27 protein-coding genes are annotated in these 19,649 nt (G+C 38.4%); 9 read left to right on the plus strand and 18 right to left on the minus strand.

Annotation, left to right across the window (positions count from 1 at the left end):
• Nucleotides 1-208: 208 nt before the first annotated feature.
• From ACIFOT_RS03565 to ACIFOT_RS03610, 10 genes are all read right to left on the minus strand, one after another.
• On the minus strand, nucleotides 209-1,486 hold the full coding sequence (locus ACIFOT_RS03565; RefSeq protein WP_430061723.1) for an FtsW/RodA/SpoVE family cell cycle protein: 1,278 nt from the start codon (nucleotides 1,484-1,486) through the stop codon (nucleotides 209-211).
• A 7-nt stretch (nucleotides 1,487-1,493) separates the two neighbouring features.
• Nucleotides 1,494-1,904 (minus strand): PadR family transcriptional regulator, encoded by a 411-nt coding sequence (locus ACIFOT_RS03570; RefSeq protein WP_430061725.1) that lies wholly within the window; start codon nucleotides 1,902-1,904, stop codon nucleotides 1,494-1,496.
• Nucleotides 1,905-1,907: 3 nt separating this feature from the next.
• The gene (locus ACIFOT_RS03575) at nucleotides 1,908-2,441 is read right to left on the minus strand and encodes a sigma-70 family RNA polymerase sigma factor (RefSeq protein WP_430061727.1); all 534 of its coding nucleotides are present in this window, start codon (nucleotides 2,439-2,441) and stop codon (nucleotides 1,908-1,910) included.
• A gap of 100 nt (nucleotides 2,442-2,541) precedes the next feature.
• On the minus strand, nucleotides 2,542-3,039 hold the full coding sequence (locus ACIFOT_RS03580; RefSeq protein ID WP_430061729.1) for an RNA polymerase sigma factor: 498 nt from the start codon (nucleotides 3,037-3,039) through the stop codon (nucleotides 2,542-2,544).
• 151 nt (nucleotides 3,040-3,190) lie between these two features.
• Nucleotides 3,191-3,727 carry a GNAT family N-acetyltransferase gene (locus tag ACIFOT_RS03585; protein ID WP_430061731.1) on the minus strand — a complete coding sequence of 179 codons (537 nt, stop codon included), beginning with the start codon at nucleotides 3,725-3,727 and terminating at the stop codon, nucleotides 3,191-3,193.
• A 66-nt stretch (nucleotides 3,728-3,793) separates the two neighbouring features.
• Nucleotides 3,794-4,162, minus strand: coding sequence for a Gp49 family protein (locus ACIFOT_RS03590; protein ID WP_289987836.1), 369 nt, complete (start codon nucleotides 4,160-4,162; stop codon nucleotides 3,794-3,796).
• A gap of 153 nt (nucleotides 4,163-4,315) precedes the next feature.
• Nucleotides 4,316-4,768 (minus strand): N-acetyltransferase family protein, encoded by a 453-nt coding sequence (locus tag ACIFOT_RS03595; RefSeq protein ID WP_430061732.1) that lies wholly within the window; start codon nucleotides 4,766-4,768, stop codon nucleotides 4,316-4,318.
• Complete coding sequence (locus tag ACIFOT_RS03600) at nucleotides 4,765-5,469, minus strand: MBL fold metallo-hydrolase (protein ID WP_430061734.1); 705 nt, start codon at nucleotides 5,467-5,469, stop codon at nucleotides 4,765-4,767. The genes ACIFOT_RS03595 and ACIFOT_RS03600 overlap by 4 nt, the downstream gene beginning before the upstream one ends.
• Nucleotides 5,470-5,554: 85 nt before the next feature.
• Nucleotides 5,555-5,782: a hypothetical protein gene (locus tag ACIFOT_RS03605; protein ID WP_430061735.1), complete on the minus strand. Its 228-nt coding sequence runs from the start codon at nucleotides 5,780-5,782 to the stop codon at nucleotides 5,555-5,557.
• Between the two features lie 56 nt (nucleotides 5,783-5,838).
• Complete coding sequence (locus tag ACIFOT_RS03610; protein WP_430061737.1) at nucleotides 5,839-6,219, minus strand: MazG nucleotide pyrophosphohydrolase domain-containing protein; 381 nt, start codon at nucleotides 6,217-6,219, stop codon at nucleotides 5,839-5,841.
• Nucleotides 6,220-6,345: 126 nt separating this feature from the next.
• On the opposite strand from ACIFOT_RS03610, the gene ACIFOT_RS03615 reads away from it, so the two are divergent.
• The 4 genes from ACIFOT_RS03615 to ACIFOT_RS03630 all read left to right on the plus strand — a co-directional run bounded on the left by ACIFOT_RS03615 (nucleotide 6,346) and on the right by ACIFOT_RS03630 (nucleotide 7,809).
• Nucleotides 6,346-6,480 carry a hypothetical protein gene (locus ACIFOT_RS03615; RefSeq protein ID WP_430061738.1) on the plus strand — a complete coding sequence of 45 codons (135 nt, stop codon included), beginning with the start codon at nucleotides 6,346-6,348 and terminating at the stop codon, nucleotides 6,478-6,480.
• Nucleotides 6,481-6,590: 110 nt separating this feature from the next.
• A complete protein-coding gene (locus tag ACIFOT_RS03620) occupies nucleotides 6,591-6,932 on the plus strand; it encodes a DUF3889 domain-containing protein (RefSeq protein ID WP_430061740.1) in 342 nt (113 codons plus the stop codon).
• 1 nt (nucleotide 6,933) lies between these two features.
• A complete protein-coding gene (locus ACIFOT_RS03625) occupies nucleotides 6,934-7,329 on the plus strand; it encodes a secondary thiamine-phosphate synthase enzyme YjbQ (protein ID WP_430061742.1) in 396 nt (131 codons plus the stop codon).
• Between the two features lie 156 nt (nucleotides 7,330-7,485).
• The gene (locus ACIFOT_RS03630; RefSeq protein ID WP_430061743.1) at nucleotides 7,486-7,809 is read left to right on the plus strand and encodes a BC1872 family protein; all 324 of its coding nucleotides are present in this window, start codon (nucleotides 7,486-7,488) and stop codon (nucleotides 7,807-7,809) included.
• A 229-nt stretch (nucleotides 7,810-8,038) separates the two neighbouring features.
• On the opposite strand, the gene ACIFOT_RS03635 is transcribed toward ACIFOT_RS03630, so the two are convergent.
• From ACIFOT_RS03635 to ACIFOT_RS03650, 4 genes are read right to left on the minus strand one after another with little or no spacing between them, the layout of a single operon-like run.
• Nucleotides 8,039-8,866, minus strand: coding sequence for a DUF4362 domain-containing protein (locus tag ACIFOT_RS03635; RefSeq protein ID WP_430061745.1), 828 nt, complete (start codon nucleotides 8,864-8,866; stop codon nucleotides 8,039-8,041).
• 19 nt (nucleotides 8,867-8,885) lie between these two features.
• On the minus strand, nucleotides 8,886-9,554 hold the full coding sequence (locus ACIFOT_RS03640; RefSeq protein WP_430061747.1) for an alpha/beta family hydrolase: 669 nt from the start codon (nucleotides 9,552-9,554) through the stop codon (nucleotides 8,886-8,888).
• Nucleotides 9,555-9,566: 12 nt separating this feature from the next.
• Nucleotides 9,567-10,274, minus strand: a complete 708-nt coding sequence (locus ACIFOT_RS03645; protein ID WP_430061748.1) for an MOSC domain-containing protein — start codon at nucleotides 10,272-10,274, stop codon at nucleotides 9,567-9,569.
• Nucleotides 10,275-10,276: 2 nt separating this feature from the next.
• Nucleotides 10,277-10,579, minus strand: coding sequence for an antibiotic biosynthesis monooxygenase family protein (locus ACIFOT_RS03650; protein WP_430061750.1), 303 nt, complete (start codon nucleotides 10,577-10,579; stop codon nucleotides 10,277-10,279).
• Nucleotides 10,580-10,710: 131 nt separating this feature from the next.
• Between ACIFOT_RS03650 and ACIFOT_RS03655 the strand changes: the two genes are divergently transcribed.
• Together ACIFOT_RS03655 and ACIFOT_RS03660 are read left to right on the plus strand one after the other, a co-directional pair.
• A complete protein-coding gene (locus ACIFOT_RS03655; RefSeq protein ID WP_430061752.1) occupies nucleotides 10,711-11,529 on the plus strand; it encodes an SGNH/GDSL hydrolase family protein in 819 nt (272 codons plus the stop codon).
• Between the two features lie 119 nt (nucleotides 11,530-11,648).
• A complete protein-coding gene (locus tag ACIFOT_RS03660; protein ID WP_430061754.1) occupies nucleotides 11,649-12,008 on the plus strand; it encodes a hypothetical protein in 360 nt (119 codons plus the stop codon).
• Between the two features lie 9 nt (nucleotides 12,009-12,017).
• Here ACIFOT_RS03660 and ACIFOT_RS03665 read toward each other — a convergent pair whose 3' ends face one another.
• The 3 genes from ACIFOT_RS03665 to ACIFOT_RS03675 form a co-directional block, all read right to left on the minus strand.
• Nucleotides 12,018-12,719 carry a CAP domain-containing protein gene (locus ACIFOT_RS03665; protein ID WP_430061756.1) on the minus strand — a complete coding sequence of 234 codons (702 nt, stop codon included), beginning with the start codon at nucleotides 12,717-12,719 and terminating at the stop codon, nucleotides 12,018-12,020.
• A gap of 417 nt (nucleotides 12,720-13,136) precedes the next feature.
• Nucleotides 13,137-13,334, minus strand: a complete 198-nt coding sequence (locus tag ACIFOT_RS03670; protein ID WP_430061758.1) for a DUF3231 family protein — start codon at nucleotides 13,332-13,334, stop codon at nucleotides 13,137-13,139.
• A 125-nt stretch (nucleotides 13,335-13,459) separates the two neighbouring features.
• A complete protein-coding gene (locus ACIFOT_RS03675; RefSeq protein WP_430061760.1) occupies nucleotides 13,460-14,707 on the minus strand; it encodes a cation:dicarboxylate symporter family transporter in 1,248 nt (415 codons plus the stop codon).
• 347 nt (nucleotides 14,708-15,054) lie between these two features.
• On the opposite strand from ACIFOT_RS03675, the gene ACIFOT_RS03680 reads away from it, so the two are divergent.
• On the plus strand, nucleotides 15,055-15,918 hold the full coding sequence (locus ACIFOT_RS03680; protein WP_430061762.1) for an AraC family transcriptional regulator: 864 nt from the start codon (nucleotides 15,055-15,057) through the stop codon (nucleotides 15,916-15,918).
• A gap of 322 nt (nucleotides 15,919-16,240) precedes the next feature.
• A complete protein-coding gene (locus ACIFOT_RS03685) occupies nucleotides 16,241-17,527 on the plus strand; it encodes an NCS2 family permease (protein ID WP_430061763.1) in 1,287 nt (428 codons plus the stop codon).
• A gap of 35 nt (nucleotides 17,528-17,562) precedes the next feature.
• Here the strand turns inward: ACIFOT_RS03685 and bioB are convergent, their stop codons facing one another.
• A complete protein-coding gene (gene bioB, locus ACIFOT_RS03690; RefSeq protein WP_430061765.1) occupies nucleotides 17,563-18,582 on the minus strand; it encodes a biotin synthase BioB in 1,020 nt (339 codons plus the stop codon).
• Between the two features lie 195 nt (nucleotides 18,583-18,777).
• Here bioB and ACIFOT_RS03695 point away from each other — a divergent pair, with 195 nt between their 5' ends.
• Nucleotides 18,778-19,341: a biotin transporter BioY gene (locus tag ACIFOT_RS03695; RefSeq protein WP_430061767.1), complete on the plus strand. Its 564-nt coding sequence runs from the start codon at nucleotides 18,778-18,780 to the stop codon at nucleotides 19,339-19,341.
• Nucleotides 19,342-19,649: the final 308 nt, after the last annotated feature.

Raw genomic sequence — 19,649 nt, forward strand, 5'->3', positions numbered from 1 at the left:
GCTCCAGGCGCGAGCGGTTCGCGGGCGTGCCTGGAAGCCTCCTCGGCGCTTTGGCGCCTGCGGGGTCTCCCCTGCCCCGTACTCCCGCAGGAGTCCTCGCGCTTTCTGCTCCAATCAACAGTGGTAAAAATCAACAATGGCTTTTAACACAGCCAAATAAATAAGGCGTGCAACCGGTGCACGCCATTTTTAATCATGAAATACGATCTTATACAAATCCTTGATTCGATGTAATATCTTTTCTCCGATACACACTTAACACCACACCAATTAAGATTGCATTTAGCAGCGTGGGCATTAATCCATAGCTTATGAATGGCAAAGACATAGTAATCAAAGGGACCAAGCCCAATGACATTCCGACATTAGTCGCCAGCTGGACGGCATAAAGAGCAACCGCCCCAATCAAAAGCAATTTGCCAAAGGGATCTTTGATTTTGTACATAACCACAATGATTCTTGCAACGAATAGGAATAAGATAACCACCAGGGCAATAGCGAAGAGCCAGCCATAATAGTAGGTAAAGCTTACAAAAACAAAATTGGTATGAGCCTCGGGAATAAAAACTTGGTTGTCCATGTGGTTTCCGAACCAGCCTGCTTTTGACAGCAAGTCCTTAGCACGCAATATTAAATAACCTGCACCATCATAATATTTTTCAGGATTTAAAAAGGCAAGGAACCTGACTAACTGATAATCGTTAAGAGTATTCCAAGATATGACGCCTAGAAGTAAAAAGGAACTGAACGAAAATGCCCAGATGAATAGAACAATTTTTCGACTAAATGTGCTCCACCAAAGCATCACAAAAACCATGACGGTATAAATATAGGCGTTTGAAACACTTGGGAGAGCCAAGAAGAAAAATAATGGAATAAGTAACAGAATGCCAAACTGCCAAACCTTCAATCTAACGTTACTCAAAAACGAAGCCCAGCCAAGAAAGAAAAACGGTACTGCCATGAGGCTTTCAATCGTGATAGGAGGAATTCTTAAAAGCGGCAGTCCATTGACCGTCGTATTTGAAAAAAACCTTAACAGCAAAAGAATCAGCATACCGATGGCGTAAAATACCCATCCACGCTTTCTCCACTTCCGATAATCAATCATCATGATTCCTAAAGCAGCCGTACCACTGATAATGGCAATGATAATCTTAAAGGTTGGAAAATGCCTTTCATTCATATATCCAAGAGAGAACATTGGTAAAAATCCAAGACCTAGAGTGGTAACGAACAAGATTACCAACAGCCAATCAACCTTCGGCCGATGGAGCTTGTTCAGCTGCTGTCCTAATTTAACCGGACTTCCCATCTGCTCAACCGCTTTTATTTCAGCTTCAGATTCTGAAAGCCCCTTTTCAATCCAGATTTTCTTCGTTTCCTTCAAATGATACCCTAATTCCACGGCAACAAATTTCTTAGCTTCCTTGGACTTGATTTGATCGGTGACTTCATTTAAAAAGATATGTTTAATATTCTTCACTTTGGCCTCACCACTCTAAAAGTTCTTTTAACACAAACTGTTTCTTTGACTGCTTCTTTTCAGCTTTCCTTAGGGCTTTTCTCCCTTTATCCGTCAGCTGATAATATTTAGCTTCAGTTTCAAGGCTCCAGCTTGATTGTAAATAACCGGTCTGTTCAAGCCGATGCAAAAGCGTATATAAAAATCCCTCATTTTCTTCGAACTTTTGTATGCCCCTTCCCCTAAGAAGCTTCGTTAATTCAAAGCCTGTTCTATCTTGAGCAAGCAGCTGCATGACTGCTAAAAGGATCGTTTCTTCACTTTCATCTTGTCGGTTGATTTTTTCAAGAATGTTTTTTCGATGCTCCTCAGAGAAGTTCAACTCAGAAAATGCCGTCCGATCCATTACTTTTTTTATATTCCTCAATCTATTTTCCATTTTTCAACCCTCCAATTGTGCCTTCAGCAGTTCTTTTGCACGTCTGAGCCTAGTTTTCACGGTGTTATCACCGACTTCGGTTAAATGGGCAATTTCTTTGATTGGCAGTTCCTCGTAATAATAGAGATAAATGGCTTCCCTATATTTGATTGGCAGTTTCATGATGGCTGCAATCAGTTGATCGTCCTCTTCTTTTTGAATAACCGTTTGCTCGACCGATTCTTTTTGTGTCGTATTGTTTATCGGTTCTTCCAAGGTGATGACAACGTTCTTGTTGTACCAGCTTTTCAGAAAATCCTTGCTATGGTTAATGGCAATCCGCCATAACCACGTTCTTAGTTTTGCTTTACCGCTATATGTATGAAGCCCTTGATAACACTTAACAAATATATCTTGAGTCAAGTCCTCCGCAATGGCTCGATTATTCACGTAGGAAAAAACAAGCTTCAGGACCTCCTGACCATACCTATTCATAATTTCATCGATAAGTGCTTCCTTATCTTCTGTATCTAACATTTCCAAAGTTAATTCTTCCACGGATCCGTCCCTCCTTCTTAAACTATAGACGATATACTCCCTGAAGAAGTTCTTAAATTCTATTAAATAATAAAAAAACGTCAGGGTCATACCTAACGTTTTAACTGACTTCTTTTCTTAAAAACTTAATTACACGATGATACCTGACTTTTACTTTTGCTTCATTCCAGTTCATAATCCCCGCTGTATCCTTTACTGAATATTCCTTTAAGCCTCTCAGGATAACAAGCTTCCGGTCCTCTGGTTTCAATTTTTTTATGGCGGTTTTAAATACGGACCAATCCTCCAAAAAATCCAATTCTTTTTCAGGCAGACCGTAATTACTTACACATAATTCTAATGAATTTTCCGGAAAAACTAAGCACGTTTTATTCTTGCGGTAATGATCCAAAGCGGTCCGTTTCGCAATGGTGAATATCCAGGTTTTAACCGATGATTTATGAAGGAAACTATCATGATTATTAATGACCTTAATAAAGGTGTCCTGGGTTAAATCTTCAGCATCTGTTTTGCTTCTGGTAAAACGCAATAAGTAATGGTAAACATCCCGAAAATTCTTTTTATACATTTCATTCATTAAGTCAATAGTCTCTGCCATTTTCAGTCCCCCCAAAATCATAATAAAAACGACCAGTCAGTTTATTTGTATTTTAAAATTGAATTAAATATTTAGCAACTCTAAAGATTTAATTCAATTAAAAAATCCTATTTTCAAGTCGAAAATGGGATTTTGGTTTAACCCGTTTGCATTAATCATTCGGATTGATAATCGCTAATACCTGATGGTCTTCCCATCTTCCGTTTATCTTTACATTTTTGATGGCAATTCCCTCTTTGTGAAAGCCGGATTTCTCCAGCACACGAATGGATCCAATATTATGGGGCATAACCCCCGCTTCAATTCTGTGCAATTTTAATTCATTAAATGCATAATCGACCAAAAGCTGCACAGCTTCTGTCGTATAGCCTTTACCATTTTGCCTTTTATCTAAAAAATAACCAATAAAGGCACTCTGGAGAGAGAAACGCCAAACTTGAAAAAGATTAATGGTGCCGATTAATGTCCCATCATTTTTAAAAATGCCAAAATGATAGGCTAAATCGTTATGACGATCTTCTTCATATTGCTTAATTCTTCTAATCTGAGAATCTAATGTATAAAACTCATCTTGACGGTCCATTGAAAATTTTTCAAAGAAACTACGGTTTTCAAGAAGTAAACCTAATAATTCTTCCGCATCTTCTGTTGAAAAAGGTCTTATGTAAATATTTTCAGCGTTAAGCATAAAATCTTCCTTTCCTTCTAAAAACTGCGATACCCCGTATCGAAGTATCGCAGCTTATACATTCTATTATACTAAAAACGCTCCAAGGGCTACCATTGCCTTTTTAAGCGCCTGCTCATAGGCTTTATCTTTACCAACCACAGCACGAAAATCTTTAACATCACGTACTGTTGACCGTCCTTCTATCTCGTAGCCATTATTAAAAATAAGCAGACAGATGGTTGATTTATCGCTCATCCGGTGAAACTTTTTCTCGACGATCATTTCCTCCAATTTTTCGAGCTTATCGTCCTTAATCGAATGTGTCCGGGAATATGGGATTACGATATGATCATAAATGTGGTGATTCTTACAGGTTACAAACAGAATATTTTCGCCTTTATGCTCTACGTGATTGATTTCTCCACATTTTGGGCAAATACTATCTATGAACATAATTTTCGCTCTCCCCTTAAATAATTTTTTTCCACGATAAAATCGTTTTTGGCTAGCCTGCTGTGTTCTTTTATATATTTCAATTTCATAAAAAAAATACCTTCCAACATGGGAAGGCACGCTAAATTTAATCTTATTTTAATGTTTTCTAATTTAAATTTTAAAATAGTAATAGCGGAATTCCTCATCCAGCTTAAAGCCTAGTTTTTCCCAAAATTCCCATGCCTTCTGATTAATATGTTCGACCGAAAGTTCAATCCCTTTCGACTTAGTTAATGTGCTAAATTCCTTCACTTTGGCAAAAAGCTGCTTCCCCACTCCTTGTTGGCGATAAGCTTCAGTAATGAAAAAATCATTTAGCAGCCATACACGCTGTAGGGATAAGGAAGAAAAAACGGGATAAAGCTGCGCAAACCCAATGACCTCACCCTCCCTCTCTACGATAAAGATGACGGATTCCAAGTGTTCAAATCTTTCAAACAGAAAATTTTCAACTTTCATCGGATTTCTTTGCTGGTTAAAATACTCACGATAAGAATCAAAGATTGGAACTATTTTATTCAAATCCTGTATAGTGGCTTGTCTAATAATTAGGTTATCATTCATTGCTGAATCCTCTTTTCATTCCCCACCTTTAACAATTCAGAGGCAAACTCTTTAATATCACCAGCCAATACACCGCCATGTCCGGTGCACATAGCAATGGAGTCAAATGGTTGAATCGACTTTAAACCCTCAAGAAACGCTGGCAGATGTTCCTTCGAAACTCCTCCATCCTTCAAATAGTCTAACCATGCTTCTCGAAGCTCTTTTCCCTCCGAGACTAAACCATCTGCTGATAATGGATCTCCGAAAAAGCAAAGAAAATCGCCAGTGAACAAAACTTTTGATGGTATGTGATAAAAAATGACGGATCCAGGAGTATGGCAGCCAACTAGATGGCACTCAAAATCACGGAAAATGCCTTGGTCAGGCAATTCATAATGGAATTGTTCAGGCTCAGAATACTCAATCATATCTTTTTCATTATGGTGGATAAACTTTTTTGCATTCGTAAAAAGCGTGGCCGCCTGCACATGATCTTCATGCCCATGGGTTGCTATGAAAAGGGACACATCTTCAACTGATTTACCGATGCTATGTAATGCTTCTTCAATATATTTGGCGTGCTGTAATTTCCCAGAATCAATAACCGTTACATCATGGTCTTCGACTATAAAGTAGCAGTTATTATATGAGTTCCAGCTCGAATCCCACACGGCTAACACAAAAACGTTTTTCGTAACATTTTCAAAAATACAATTCATCTAATATCCCCCTAAAATCTCTATTCTGTATTAATTCGCTTTCAAAGATACTCTCCCCTGCAATAAATAAAATCTAGCCATGTGGCTAGATTTTATTTTTTACATCTTCTCTTATTGATTCAATCATTTGGTCTGATAAATTGGCTGGCAGCGAGGTACCCTCCTTAAAAACCCAGGCATTAACGATTTCAAGATCTTCCTTTTTAAAAGTAATGCTGTAAACTTGATTCTCATATGTAATTTCCGCGGTGACAAATTCCTCATTGTAAAAATCATCATCAATAATCATATTGGTTATTTCATAAGGCTTCACGGTTAATCTCCTTTTATCTTTTATGAATATAGGGTTAGCCTTATATGATTGATTATTCACTTGGTTTTGACAATATCCTTATTCTTGCGGTTCCTGACTTCTTCCATCTTGGCATAAAAACTTTCCTCTGCATCGATTCCGAAAAAATTGTAAAGCTTGAGCATATAAGCTAGGCAATCGGCTAACTCTTTCCCCAAATCTTCTTTAATCTGTTCCTTTGCCAGTTCAAAAGCCTTTTCTTCCGGTAATCCTTCTTTGACGTATGAAGCAGTCATGTTAAATGCCTTCCTGAGTTCTTCTGCTACTTCTGCAACTTCCGTTGTCAAAAGCATATAATTATTTAGAAGAGAAGCCCTGCTTTTTTCAAAGTTCTCCTCGCTAATATCCCATCCCATTTCTTTTTGGTACCGTTTTGAGAAAGTTTGAATATCCTTCATACAAAAATCCCCCCTCCTGATTTCATCATTAACTTTATTTAATCAGACGATGGACTAGTATTTCAAATTCCTTGGATACATATTTAGACTAAATTTGGATAGTTTATAGGATGGAGGATGGTGACTATGAAAAAGGAAAATAAGCTGCAAAATACAAGTCAGACTAATACCAAAAGTAATCAAAGTCAGGCAGGCCAGACTGTAAATCAAAATGACAATATCAAAGATTATAACAGAGCATGGGAAGATGACCGTCTTTAATACCGGCATCTTCCCTTTATTTGTTTCCTCGCGGCCACGGTACAATAATCCTTATTTACATAAGCTTTTGTGTTAAAAGCCATAATAAAAGCAAAAAAGGGGGTAATTTCATGAAAAAGATTCTAATTAGTTTTATTGTCTTAACGGCCCTTTTCTCTGAAAGTGTGAACCCGCTCATTTCTTCCAATAGAGCTGCTGCACAACATAAACCCATTCCTCCTTATGCAAAATGGGGTGTTATGGCAATGGAGAAAACCCATGAGAGGTATCCAAACGCAAATATCGTTGATTATCTTCATATTGGAAGAGTTACCGGTACAAAGACCTCAACCGAAAAATTCAAATTATGGTTAAAAGAAAATACAAAGGAATTCGGTGTATTCATAGATATTGAATTTAATAATGAAACACAGAAGGTCATTAAAATAACATTCAGGGAGTCATCAAGATAAAATGCTTAAGAAATTTTCTTTAAAGACAAACCAACGTGATCAAATGATTGAAGTTACGCAGCAAGTTCAAGATTTAATAAAGGAAATGAACATCCAAGAAGGTGCCGTGGTTGTTTATTGCCCTCATACAACTGCTGGAATAACGATTAATGAAAACGCCGATCCCGATGTGAAAAGCGACATGATTCGCCGCTTCGACGAAGTGTATCCCTGGAATCATAAACTCGATTGCCATATGGAAGGCAATACCGCTGCACATATGAAAGCCAGTACGGTAGGGTCATCGCAACATGTCATTGTAACAGATGGACGTTTGCTCTTAGGGACGTGGCAAGGAATATATTTCTGTGAGTTTGATGGACCCCGAAATCGGACCTTTTATGTGAAGGTTCACTAAAATAAACTCATTCGCTCCAATCCTCCAGATTCCACAAACGTCCTATTCGCAAATAGAAAAATTTTCAAAAAATAGTAGTTGATCCCCTCATTCTGTTATATAATATAATTAATTAAATTAATCTGTTATATAATAATCGGAATGAGGGATAAGGATATGAATAAAACAGACTCAATAGCTCGGAGAATACTAGGTTGGAAGTTAAATAGATGGGACCGATGGTATGATTATGAAAAGAATCTATTCATTCATGATTCTGAATTTCAACCAGAACATAACCTTGAGCATGCAATGATCATTGTAGAAAAACTGGGGATGTTTGGGTACACCTATACAACAAATGGTCATTCAGAGGTCAGCTTTAATGACGTCCATGCAACTGGCGACACTTTATCACAAGCAATTACAAATGCTGCCTACTCCATCATTGAAAAACACTCATCAGTTGACAGCTCAAGTTTATGGCAACAAATGTGCTAAAGACTCAAATACAATTATCACAAATAAAAAAGAACCTGGAATCTCCAAGTTCTTTTTTATTGTTAAAGATGCCTTAAAAATCTCTCAGGATTATTTAAAAAATCTTTTGTGATTCTGACATGCTCGACATCCTCATAATTAACCTGCTGGATTATTAGAGGAAGATTAAATGGGTACTCATCTTCTTCAATTTCACTTGTTAAAAAAACTGATTTTAGATGCACCGATTCTACTCGTTACTCCCTTTATCCTTAGGAAGCGCCTGATAAGTTGCGTTGTTCTTAAGGACAGCAAGAATGTTTTGAACCAGCTTACTCATTTCTTTCCCGTCCTTACTCTTATCACACTCTGACCATTCAAAATGTCGACTATCATCATTGATCCAAACCTTCAATTCATAACTTACGTATGGCTTCATATTACATTTCGTCGACAGCTTCTTTTCTTCAAGATAATTAGAAAATATCATTAATTTATAGATTTTGTTCATTTCCGCTTTTGAAAATTGAAAATCTTTTACAGCAACCATTTCACCATTCTGCAAATCCTTGATTAGCTCTTGGTCTTTTGTATTGATTTCGTTTTTCTTTCCCACACCGTACTTTAAATCGAAAGCAAAATTATCTTGTTTATCTACATCATGGGAGATGGTTAATAAGTCACTAAAATTCGGACACTCATCGAGAATATATTTTGTTTCTGTTTCCGACTCTTTCTTTTGAATGCTTTTACAGACATCTGTACGTACCTCGCCACCACCAAACTTGTCTTCCGTACTATCATATTTGACTGATATCTTGGAGCCATCGTAGGACAAATCCTGAAAAATGGGGTCCCCTTCAATGGTATATTGGGTCAGGCGGATCTTATCCTGCTTATCATTTTTGACATTTTCAACAAAAAGATCTAATCTCTCAATATTTTGCATACTGCCATGGATTGAAACCACTTCATTATTAGCTGGTTTTAAATTTATGCCTGGTTTATCTTCCGTCTTGACCTGGCAGCCCGAGATAATGAAAGTAATGAAGGCAAGCAAGATTGTCCGTTTCAACACAATTAATCACATCCAATGACTAGATTTTATTTCTGATAATAAATTCTTGGATGCAAGCAATCACTTCATTTGCCGCATTAATCGTGGCAGTAATATCTCCAGCGATTTCTAAACTATGGTCAGCTTTAGGAATCACCACGGTGTTCACAAGCTCGTTATTTTTCAAAGAAGCAATTTTCTCCTCGATATAGTGATGATCACCATCACCTATAACACAAAGAGACGTACGCTCCGTATTCATTATGGCATGGTAAACAGTATCCACTTTTAACAAAGGTGTTAACCAGATCCCAAACGCATTTGGAAAGAGATTTTTCTGCGTCCATTCCATCGCCATCGGAATCGTCCCGATAGATTTACTCAACAGAAACGCTTGTTCATAGTGGGTGTCCCTCAGAACTTCCTCGATAACAGCCTTAACATCTTCATACATCCAACGCTCTTGTTCCGCTTCATGGAGCTTTTTAAAGTGCTCATTTTTTGCAAAGGTATAATTGATATGGAGAACATCCACGTTATTGTTTAAACACATACTTGTTGCATAATAAAATATCGGTCTGTCAGTTGAATATCCCAGCCCTGGAAACATGATACAAATGTTTTTACTAGTTTGTTCATGCCGAATCCATGTAAAGGGAATGGTTGAATGTTCGTTTCTCACCACTTGGTCTGCACTAATTTGATACATGCCATTCACCTCTTATTCATTTGGTCCGAAAACACGGCTCCGGATGTCAGGTGCCTCGCCCTTTTCCAGTCGTTTCTCTAAGGTGGACCTCATGCCTGGGGCAAGCAATTCACATTGAGTCAGTTCACGCATTTCTGCAAAATTTTGTTCCTTCCCGTGAAGGATTTGATTGCATTTCGCTATCGTCCATTGAGGAAATGGACGGTCAATTAAGGTAAAAGTTTGCCCTGCCTCTACTAGACCCTCTTTTATAACGCGAAAATACCAGCCGGTTTTTCCTGTGTTTTGCATGAGGAGAGCAAGGTTTTTTATTTTAAAACGGCGGGCCGGCTTCCAGCACGGCTGTCTTGGCTGCGAGACTTGGACAACAGCCTCGCCAATTTGAAAGGTATCGCCAATCGCAATCGTTTCTTCATTAATAGTTGCCATAAGGAAATTTTCACCCATACCGCCTGGTAATACTTGCGTAAAGCCCAGTTCTTTTTGCCAATATGTATAATTTTCTAATGAATAACCTAACACAGCCTTTTCTGGTCCCCCATGGTGCTCTTGGTCTCCTTGTCCGTCCCCCGTTAGATTTGTTGTCCCAACTCTAATTGGTCCTTCTACAGGCTCTTTAAAAATTGCACTTGTCCACTCACGGTCCATAGGGTTCGCTGCCTCTTTGTTTCCGACCGTTTTTGGAAAACCTACAAAAACTGATTTTAAGAGAATGCCCACTGTCAGTTCCCCCTTAGATTTACTTTTTCAAAATGTTCAACCGTTGGAAATGGTTCATAAAAATGGTGCAATAGCTTTTTCCATTCCTGATATTCTTCTGATTGCCTGAATCCAACCGTATGATCCTCTAAAGTTTCCCACTTTACCAACAGCAGGTATTTTCCGTCTGCTTCGATGCAACGCTGTAATTCGTGAGATTGGTAGCCATTCATGGATGAAATAATGGTTGAGGCCTTTCGAAACACTTCTTCAAATTCTTGTTCCATCCCCTGTTTAACCTGCAGCATAGCTGCTTCTAATATCATTTTCTCTCCCCCTATATATGATAAATTTTGGTAATTTAAGTCTATCATACGCAGCACCTTAATTGGAAACCAACAACTAGGTATTTTTAAGGTTATTCTTGATATAATGGTATATTCAAGGAGTGATTTTTTTGAAATTAATAAAATACCTTTTGATATTTGCACTTTTTATTGGTGTTGGGGTCGGGGCATGGCTTTATTACCCACAATATCAAATCCATAAAATGAAAAAACAAACCGTTGAAGCTAGCAAGGATGATTCGGCTGTTTCTTATTTAGATTATTTTCGGGATTCTAACTCTGACCAAATAAATCATCTTGCGCTTGGTGATTCTATCATCCGCGGAGTGGGAGCTGAGGAGAATGAAAATCTCGTTTCGCAATTCTCTAGCAAGCTGGAAAAGCAAATTCATAAACCAATTGTCTTTCAAAATGAAGGTATAAATGGAATTACAAGCGAGGAACTAGTTGCACTTGTTCAAGAAGGCCGGTTTGATGAAGAAATCAAAAAGGCTAACATCGTGACGATCAATGTTGGCGGAAATGACGTTCTTAGGATGGCAAAGGGGAAAAACTTCCAAAACGTCTTCCAATCGGTTAGTCAATTAGAAACTTCCTTTTCAATAAATTTGTCTGGCATTGCTGATAGAATTAACATGTTAAATCCTGATGCTACGATCGTCTTTTTAGAATTGTATAATCCATTGTCTCCTGATAACGATATGTATTCTTTGGCGGACAAATTGCTTCCAAAATGGAATCTACAAATTTATCAGGTTGCTAATCATTATTCTTCATCAATGGTGGTTGAAACGACTCAGGTTATTAACGGGGAAAAGCTGCAAAATTTATCACCTGATGGGGTTCATCCGAATTCGGATGGTTATATGGCCATATCGGAGCTTATGATTGATCAGTTTAAGCATCAATATCGAAAAGAACCCGTATAAAACCGAAGGAAAAGCTCCTTTGGTTTTTTTAATATTCTTACATCACGAATTGGAGCATATATTGTATTACATTGCATTCACCTGCTTTATAACGGAAAGGATAAAAGGTGGGTTTCATCATGAAATGCAAAATACATCGGTGTAATTGTCGAAAGGTATGGTCGGTTCAAAATAGAAAGACAAAAACCATTGCTAATACCTTACTTTTGAATGGGGAATGGTTTGCAGAATTAAAGCCTGAGAGAAAGTGTAACCCAAAAGGATTTGTGATATCCAATAAAATCCAAGATATCATTTTCAACCCTGATTATGAACTAGTAAATCAATTTCACAAGGTTGCAAAACTAATTTACAACAAAGAAATTGTGGATTTTAATATTTTAAAAGGGAAATATTTATACTTTGCAGAGGATGGCTCCTGTTATATATTAAAAAAAATTGGCTGCCGGCTTAGCCGGCAACCCGAAACAGCCACTTAGGCTGTTTTTTTATTTTCCAATAAACTCCTGTGTCCAGTAATTTCCTTGTGACACATAACCTACACCAATATAGTTGTAGTTTGGACTTAAAATATTTTTTCGGTGTCCTTCACTATTCATCCAGGCATTCACAACTTCTTCTGGAGTCCGCTGACCCATAGCAATGTTTTCACCTGCATAATGGTAGGAAATACCGTATTTCTTCATCATATCAAATGGTGAACCGTAAGTTGGGCTTGTATGGCTGAAGTAGCCATTTGCAGACATATCACGAGATTTTTCATGTGCCATTTTGCTAAGTGTTACATCCACCTTAAGCGCAGGCAGACCATTTTTTGCTCGTTCTTGGTTGGTAAGATCGACTACTTTTTGTTCATATGCACTTAAGGTGCTGGTTGTTTGGGTTGTGGCTGGTGGTGTTGTCTGCTGTTGTACTGGTTTCGGTGCCGGAGTCTGGGTAGACTGCTGAGTTTGCACCGTTTGATTGCTTGGTGCATGAACCGGCTGTTTTTGAGTTAATGTGATTCCAAAGTTGGCAAGATATTTTTCTATTACGCTATTAATCTCGTTCAAATTGTAGCCGTGAAAAACATATACCGGCTCTTGTGTAGTCGAGGTATTTGATGCAGCATGTGCCTTATTTAGTACTGGATTGGCTAAAGCTAAAGCCGCTGCTGCAGCCACAGTAAGAATTGCTTTTTTCTTAAACATGATAAAATCCTCCTGTTATGAAAAATTGCCTTTCATTAGCAAACTCATCATAACATGCGATTTTTGTAATATTTTAGGGAGGATTTTACAGGTATTCCCCACAAACTGTTTCTTAAGCTTATTTTAATATTTACTCTATTAATTATTTGAAAAACTTCCAGAAATTATAATAAAAATGAAGGTTGACAGACTTCAATATGGCGGGTTTTTATGACAAACATTTCAGAAAAATATCTCTGCTTACAACAAGGTGACTGTGATAGTTTGTTTCATTGACCGTGACGAGAAAAATGAGCCTTTATGGGCAATGAAACCACCGTTCATTTACCGTAAAGACAAAAAAGACGCTCCTTCGGGCAATGAAACCACCGTTCAATTACCGTAAAGATGAAAATGGAGCTTTTTCGGGCAATGAAATCACAGTTCATTTACCGTAAAGACGAAAATGGCGCTCCTTCGGGCAAGGGAACGGCTGTGAAGATTTGTGTATTTTTTATCTTCGACGGTATTTTTAAAGTGGAGGAGCATACATTTGCCCATCGTGTCAGCTATATAAGTATTCCATAAAGTAGCAAGCTCAGAGGCTGTAAGACGCGGTTGGCCATGGGTACTCATTCATTCATTCATTCATCCCTCCCCCTTTTTTGAATAAATTTCCCTTACTAACCTACTTTTATAAATAGAAAAATAATCCTAATAAAAAGAACACTTCCGAAAGCGGAAGTGTTCTTTTCAATATATTATGCTACATTCTCTATTCTATCATCATGAAGTTTATGCCCTTCCCATTTGGTAATGACAATGGCAGCGAGGGAGTTTCCGACAATATTGACACACGTACGTGCCATATCCAAAATCCGGTCAATTCCCGCGATAAACGCCAGTCCCTCAACTGGTATTCCTACACTGCCCAGTGTGGCAAGGAGGACGACAAACGATACGCCTGGAACTCCAGCGATCCCTTTTGAAGTTAACATTAATACAAGAACCAATGTGATTTGATGACCGATGCTCATATGGATACCATACATTTGCGCAATGAACAAAGCAGCAATTGCTTGATATAAAGTTGACCCATCAAGATTAAAAGAATATCCAGTGGGAATTACAAACGAAGTAATGGCCTTTGGACATCCGATTTTCTCCATTTTTTCCATGATCTTCGGAAGTACGGTTTCAGAACTTGCTGTAGAGTATCCAAGAATAAGTTCGTCTTTTAAGTAACGAATGAGCTTAAAAATATTGTAACCTGCAATTTTTGCTGTTAGCCCCAGAACAACTAAGATAAAGAAAATCATAGCTCCATAAACCACGAGTACCAGTTTACCTAATGGAATTAATGAAGAAATTCCAAACTTTGAAACCGTAACGCCAATTAATGCAAAAACACCAAGAGGTGCCAGTTTCATGATTTGATTGGTCACATAGAACATCGCATCGGCTGTTCCTCTAAAGAAATTGAGGATTGGAACCCCTTTTTCTCCGATAGCAGCCACTCCTATTCCGAACATCACGGAAAAGAAAATGATAGCAAGCATGTCCCCATTTGCTAATGACTGAATAATATTGGTCGGCACAATATTGATAAAAGTATCAGCCATCGAATGTGTCTCAGTTTGTTCAGCAGTTTGAACATAAGTATTTATATCGGTTTTTGTTAAGTGTGAACGATCTACACCAGACCCGGGCTGGAATATATTCCCTGCAAGAAGTCCGACTATAATGGCGACTGTCGTAATGATTTCGAAATAAAGCAGCGTCTTTCCGCCAAGCTTTCCCAAAGATTTCATATCCCCAGCGCCAGCAACCCCGACGATAAGGCTGGAAACCACGATTGGAACAACAATCATTTTAATTAATCGGATAAAAATCGTTCCTATTGGCTGAAGCCAAGTTGCAACATTCTCATTCCCATAAAAAATTGCTCCGACAATAATACCAAGCGCCAGACCAATGAATATTTGCCAAGCTAAACTAATTCTCTTCAATTTAAATCCTCCTCTTCAACAGCTAAATTGTTAGTTATTTTTTACTATATAAAAATTAATATGTAGAGAGATATTTCCTCTTCTTTACATTCAAAATAACTATATATACCACAGATAACGCTTACTTAATAACCGTTTGATTTTTTACAATCATTTTTTCAGAATAACATTAAATTCATTATTGAAAAAGAGCCATTTTTACCATTACTTTCTTTTATGGTCGATTCATTGGACATTCAAGCATAAACGCTCAACAATGGAATAACAGGGAAACTGTTCAAACAAAGCTAAAATTGACAGGAAGTCAATTTGAATCGCTGTTAATATACACTCAAGGAGTGAGCGATATGGGCTGGGTCGAATCATTGCAAAGGGCAATTAATTATATTGAAGAAAATTTATTAGAAACAATTTCAATTGAAAGCATTGCTAAACAGGCGAATGTCTCAGAATTTCACTTTCAGCGTACTTTTGCTATCTTAACCGATATTACAGTAGGAGACTATATACGCCGTCGACGGTTAACACTTGCTGCACAGGAGCTTTCTCATTCTAGCAGCAAGATCATTGATATCGCCCTTAAATATGGCTACGACACTCCTGAGGCTTTTGCTAAAGCCTTTCGCCGGCAGCATGGCATCACACCAAGTCAGGCAAGAAATTATAGTGGAAAGCTGAAATCTTATAACCGCCTGGCCATCCAGGTGATTCTGAAAGGAGCCGAACCTATGAACTACAAAATTATTGAAAGAGATGGGTTTACAGTAGTCGGAGTCAAGCGGGAGTTTTCCTGCCAAAATGGAGAAAATTTAGAAGGAATCCCGAAAATGTGGGGAGATGTTCATCGAGATGGAACAAATGATTTATTATTTAGTTTGAATCATGGGGAAATTAAAGGTGTTCTCGGGGTATGCGTCGATAAGCGCGGCGGCGAACAGTCCGAATTAATGGATTACTGGATTGCTACTGAATATGCTGGTGACACTCCAGAGAAATTGATGCATCTTGAAATACCTGCTTCCAAATGGGGCGTATTTGAAGTGCACGGGGCCATGCCAGAAGCGATGCAGCAGGCTTGGAAACAAATCTTCTCAGAATGGTTCCCATCCAGCCATTATAAGCATGCTGGAACCCCTGACCTCGAAGTCTATCCTGCTGGAGATCCTTGGAGCCCTAATTATTATTCAGAAATTTGGATACCATTAAAATAAATTGGTGTCAGGCACCATCCGTGGACAAATGTCCACGAGCGGTGCCTGACACCAATGTCACAAACAAATTGGTTGCGCTTCCAAAATAGTGGAACAAAAGCTGAGTATTATTCAGTTTTTATTTTTGTCTATTTTCTATTCTATAATAACTATTCGATATTTTTCTACTCGATTTTTTTAAGGGTTAAAAATGGTAAGATTTTACGGTTGTAGATGCTTTTTTTCAGTTTAATCTGTGTTATAATATTCCCCGGCATAAGTTGAATATAAATTTTACTTAATGCGGGTGGGAGAGGGCAACACGAAAGTGTGTGATTAAAATATGAAGGGAGTTTTCAAACTTAAGCAGAACAAAACAAATTTGAAAAAGGAGGTTATAGCAGGGTTAACATCGTTTTTTTCCATTGTCTACATTATAGCCGTGAATGGAAATATCCTTCAGGATGCCGGAATACCGCTTGAAGCTGGGATTATCGCAACCGTACTTTCATCGCTGATTGGCTGTTTACTGGTGGCCTTTATGGCCAACGCACCATTAATCATCGTCCCTGGAATGGGAATTAATGCCTTATTCACCTATACCATAGTGGGTTCGATGGGGCTGAATTATACGGAAGCATTAGGAGCAGTTGTTATATCTGGAATAATCTTTGTGATTGTGGCCTTTACGAAACTATCAGCCTTGTTATCAAAAGCGATACCGTCTTCATTAAAGGAATCAATTACTGTTGGAATAGGCTTATTTATTGCCTTTATCGGCTTACAAAAAAGCGGGATTATTGTTGGTAACCCCACTAACTTTGTGGCCATGGGGAACTTATCTGCACCGATGGTTTTAGCCTCGATCATTAATCTGATTATCACGTTATTTTTATTTTTGAAAAAAGTACCGGGGAACTTCTTAATCAGTATTATTTTGGGGACGATTGTATCCTACTTTTTTGGGCTCGTACATTTTTCGGCAATCGATACGAGTTTTATTTCCTTCGATGACTATAAGAATGTCTTATTAAGCGCAGACTTTGGAAACATGGCCACCATTCCGTTTTGGACAGCTGCCTTTTCGCTGGTTTTGGTGCTCGTTTTTGAAAATATCGGTCTGCTTCATTCACAGGTGAACGGAATGCTGGAAGCACCGGAAAAGAATGAGAAATCACTTAAAGCCATTTCTATTTCTACAATTGTTTGTGGATTATTAGGCACAAGTCCATCTGTTTCGACGGTTGAAACAGCGGCGGGAATCACGGCTGGCGGAAGAACGGGGTTAACCTCTGTTGTAACAGGTTTACTCATTTTATCATCACTTTTCTTCATGCCTTTTATCAAACTCGTACCTAGTTCGGCAATCGCACCAATCCTCATCATCATCGGAGGATTGATGCTAACCAATATCGTAAATATCGATTTTACAGACTTTACCGAAGCATTCCCGGCATTTCTTGTGATAATCATGATTCCGTTAACCTACAGTATTGTCGATGGAATTGCATTCGGATTTATCGCTTACCCGCTGGTTAAGCTTTTTACAAACAAACAAAAGCAGCTATCTCTCTCGATTTATATTATTTCGATGCTGTTTTTGACCAATTTCCTGCTGCACACAGTTTGATTAAGCGCAAAAAGGAGCCGTTTGGCTCCTTTTTGCTATTTTTGTGCTTGTATTTCAAAGTGCTGGCTTTCGGTTTCAAAAGGATTTTCTTCAATTTCGAATCCAAGATCTTTAATGAGCTGGTAATCTTCTTTTGCCGCTTGGCCATCGGTTGTCAGATAATCTCCGACGAAGATGGAGTTCGCAATAAACAGCCCCAAGTTCTGTAAGGAGCGTAAATTGTATTCCCGTCCACCAGAAATGCGAATTTCTTTAGTTGGATTCACAAATCGGAAAAGTGCGAGGATTTTTAGGCAGCGCATTGGCGTTAAATCATCCAAATCCTCTAGCTTTGTTCCTTTTATCGGATGGAGAAAATTAACCGGGATGGAATCTGCATCAAGCTCTTTGAGTGCAAACGCCATTTCGACAATATCATCATCTGTTTCACCCATTCCGCAAATAACGCCAGAGCATGGAGAAATCCCTGCTTTTTTCAAGTTTTCAATCGTATGAACCCGGTCATCATAATCATGGGTCGTCGTAATATTGGAATGATGATTGGCACTTGTATTTATGTTGTGGTTAAAGCGGTCGACACCTGCCGCTTTCAGCTTTACGGCCTGATCTTCAGTCACCAGCCCCAAACAAGCGCATATTTTAATTTGCTCTACCTCTTGTTTGATTTGTTCGACAGCTGTTATCACTGTATCGACTTCATTGTTAGTGGGTCTTCTGCCGCTCATGACAATACAATATGTACCGATTTTGTTCTTTTTCGCTTCTTTTGCCCCTTCGACAATCGTTTGTTTGCTGATTAACGTATAGCGGTCAATCTCCGTTTTTGCTTTAATTGATTGGGAACAGTAGCCGCAATCCTCCGGGCAGAGCCCGCTTTTTGCATTAATAATCAAATTCAGCTTTACTTTTTTTCCATAAAAATGTCTGCGAATCTCATAGGCAGCATGGACAAGTGCTAAGACCTCATCATCATTGGCCTCCAAAATCTCCTTTGCCTCTTCTTTCGTTAGTGAATATCCTTCGATTACTCTCCGTGCAAGTTTTACCCACTCCACATGATCACCTCGTTTTATTTGTTAACCATTTTTCATTTTTAGTTTACATATAAAATTATAAAACATTAAATCTGCTAATCAAGTATTTTGGTAATAATTTCTGTTTTTTGTTAACCAAATAAAAAAAGTAGTTGACATAAATTTATCGATGCTTTTAAAATCATTAATATACAAATAAAAAAGTGGGGATGGATTATGAAAATTTTAGATATTACATACGTTGCACTTCTCGCGGCATTTATGGGAGTACTGGGCTTTGTTCCGCCAATTATGCTCTCATTTACACCTGTTCCGATCACTATACAAACATTAGGTGTACTTCTTGCCGGCGGTGTTTTAGGGCCAAGGCTCGGCGCGTTAAGCATGACTGTATTTTTATTGGTTGTTGCAGCTGGAGCACCACTACTATCCGGAGGACGCGGAGGAATTGGCGTTTTTGTTGGACCAAGTGCAGGCTACCTATTCGCTTATCCTTTAGCCGCTTTTTGTGTGGGCTATTTAATCACTCGATTTAGCAAATTGAAATTGCGAAATATATTAATTGTCAATTTAACGGTAGGTATTTTCCTGCTTTACCTCATCGGTATCCCAGTTCAAGCTTTTGTAATGGATATTCCAATTGAAAAAGCAATCTTAACAAGCATGGCCTATATTCCTGGAGATATCCTAAAAGCTATACTTGCTTCTTATTTAGTTTATAGACTGGTAAAATCTCCTGCTATAAAACGCAACTTGCATAAAAATGTAGAGACACTTTAATGTGTCTTCTTTTTTTGGGATGGTTTTCCGCTGATTGAGTGGTGTTATCCGATGATTAGAGTGCGCTTTCCGACAATTGGTTTGCTTTTCGCTGATTGGTGTACGCTATCCGATAATTGGAGCATGCTATCCGCCAATTGGCTCTGCTTATCCGCTGATTGGAGCACGCTATCCGACAATTGATCTGCTTTTCGCTGATTGGTGTACGCTATCCGACAATTAGTTGCGCTTATCCGCTGATTGGAACATGCTATCCGACAATTGATTTGCTTTTCGCTGATTGGAGCACGCTATCCGACAATTGGCTC

It is taken from the genome of Neobacillus sp. NRS-1170 (assembly GCF_050468025.1).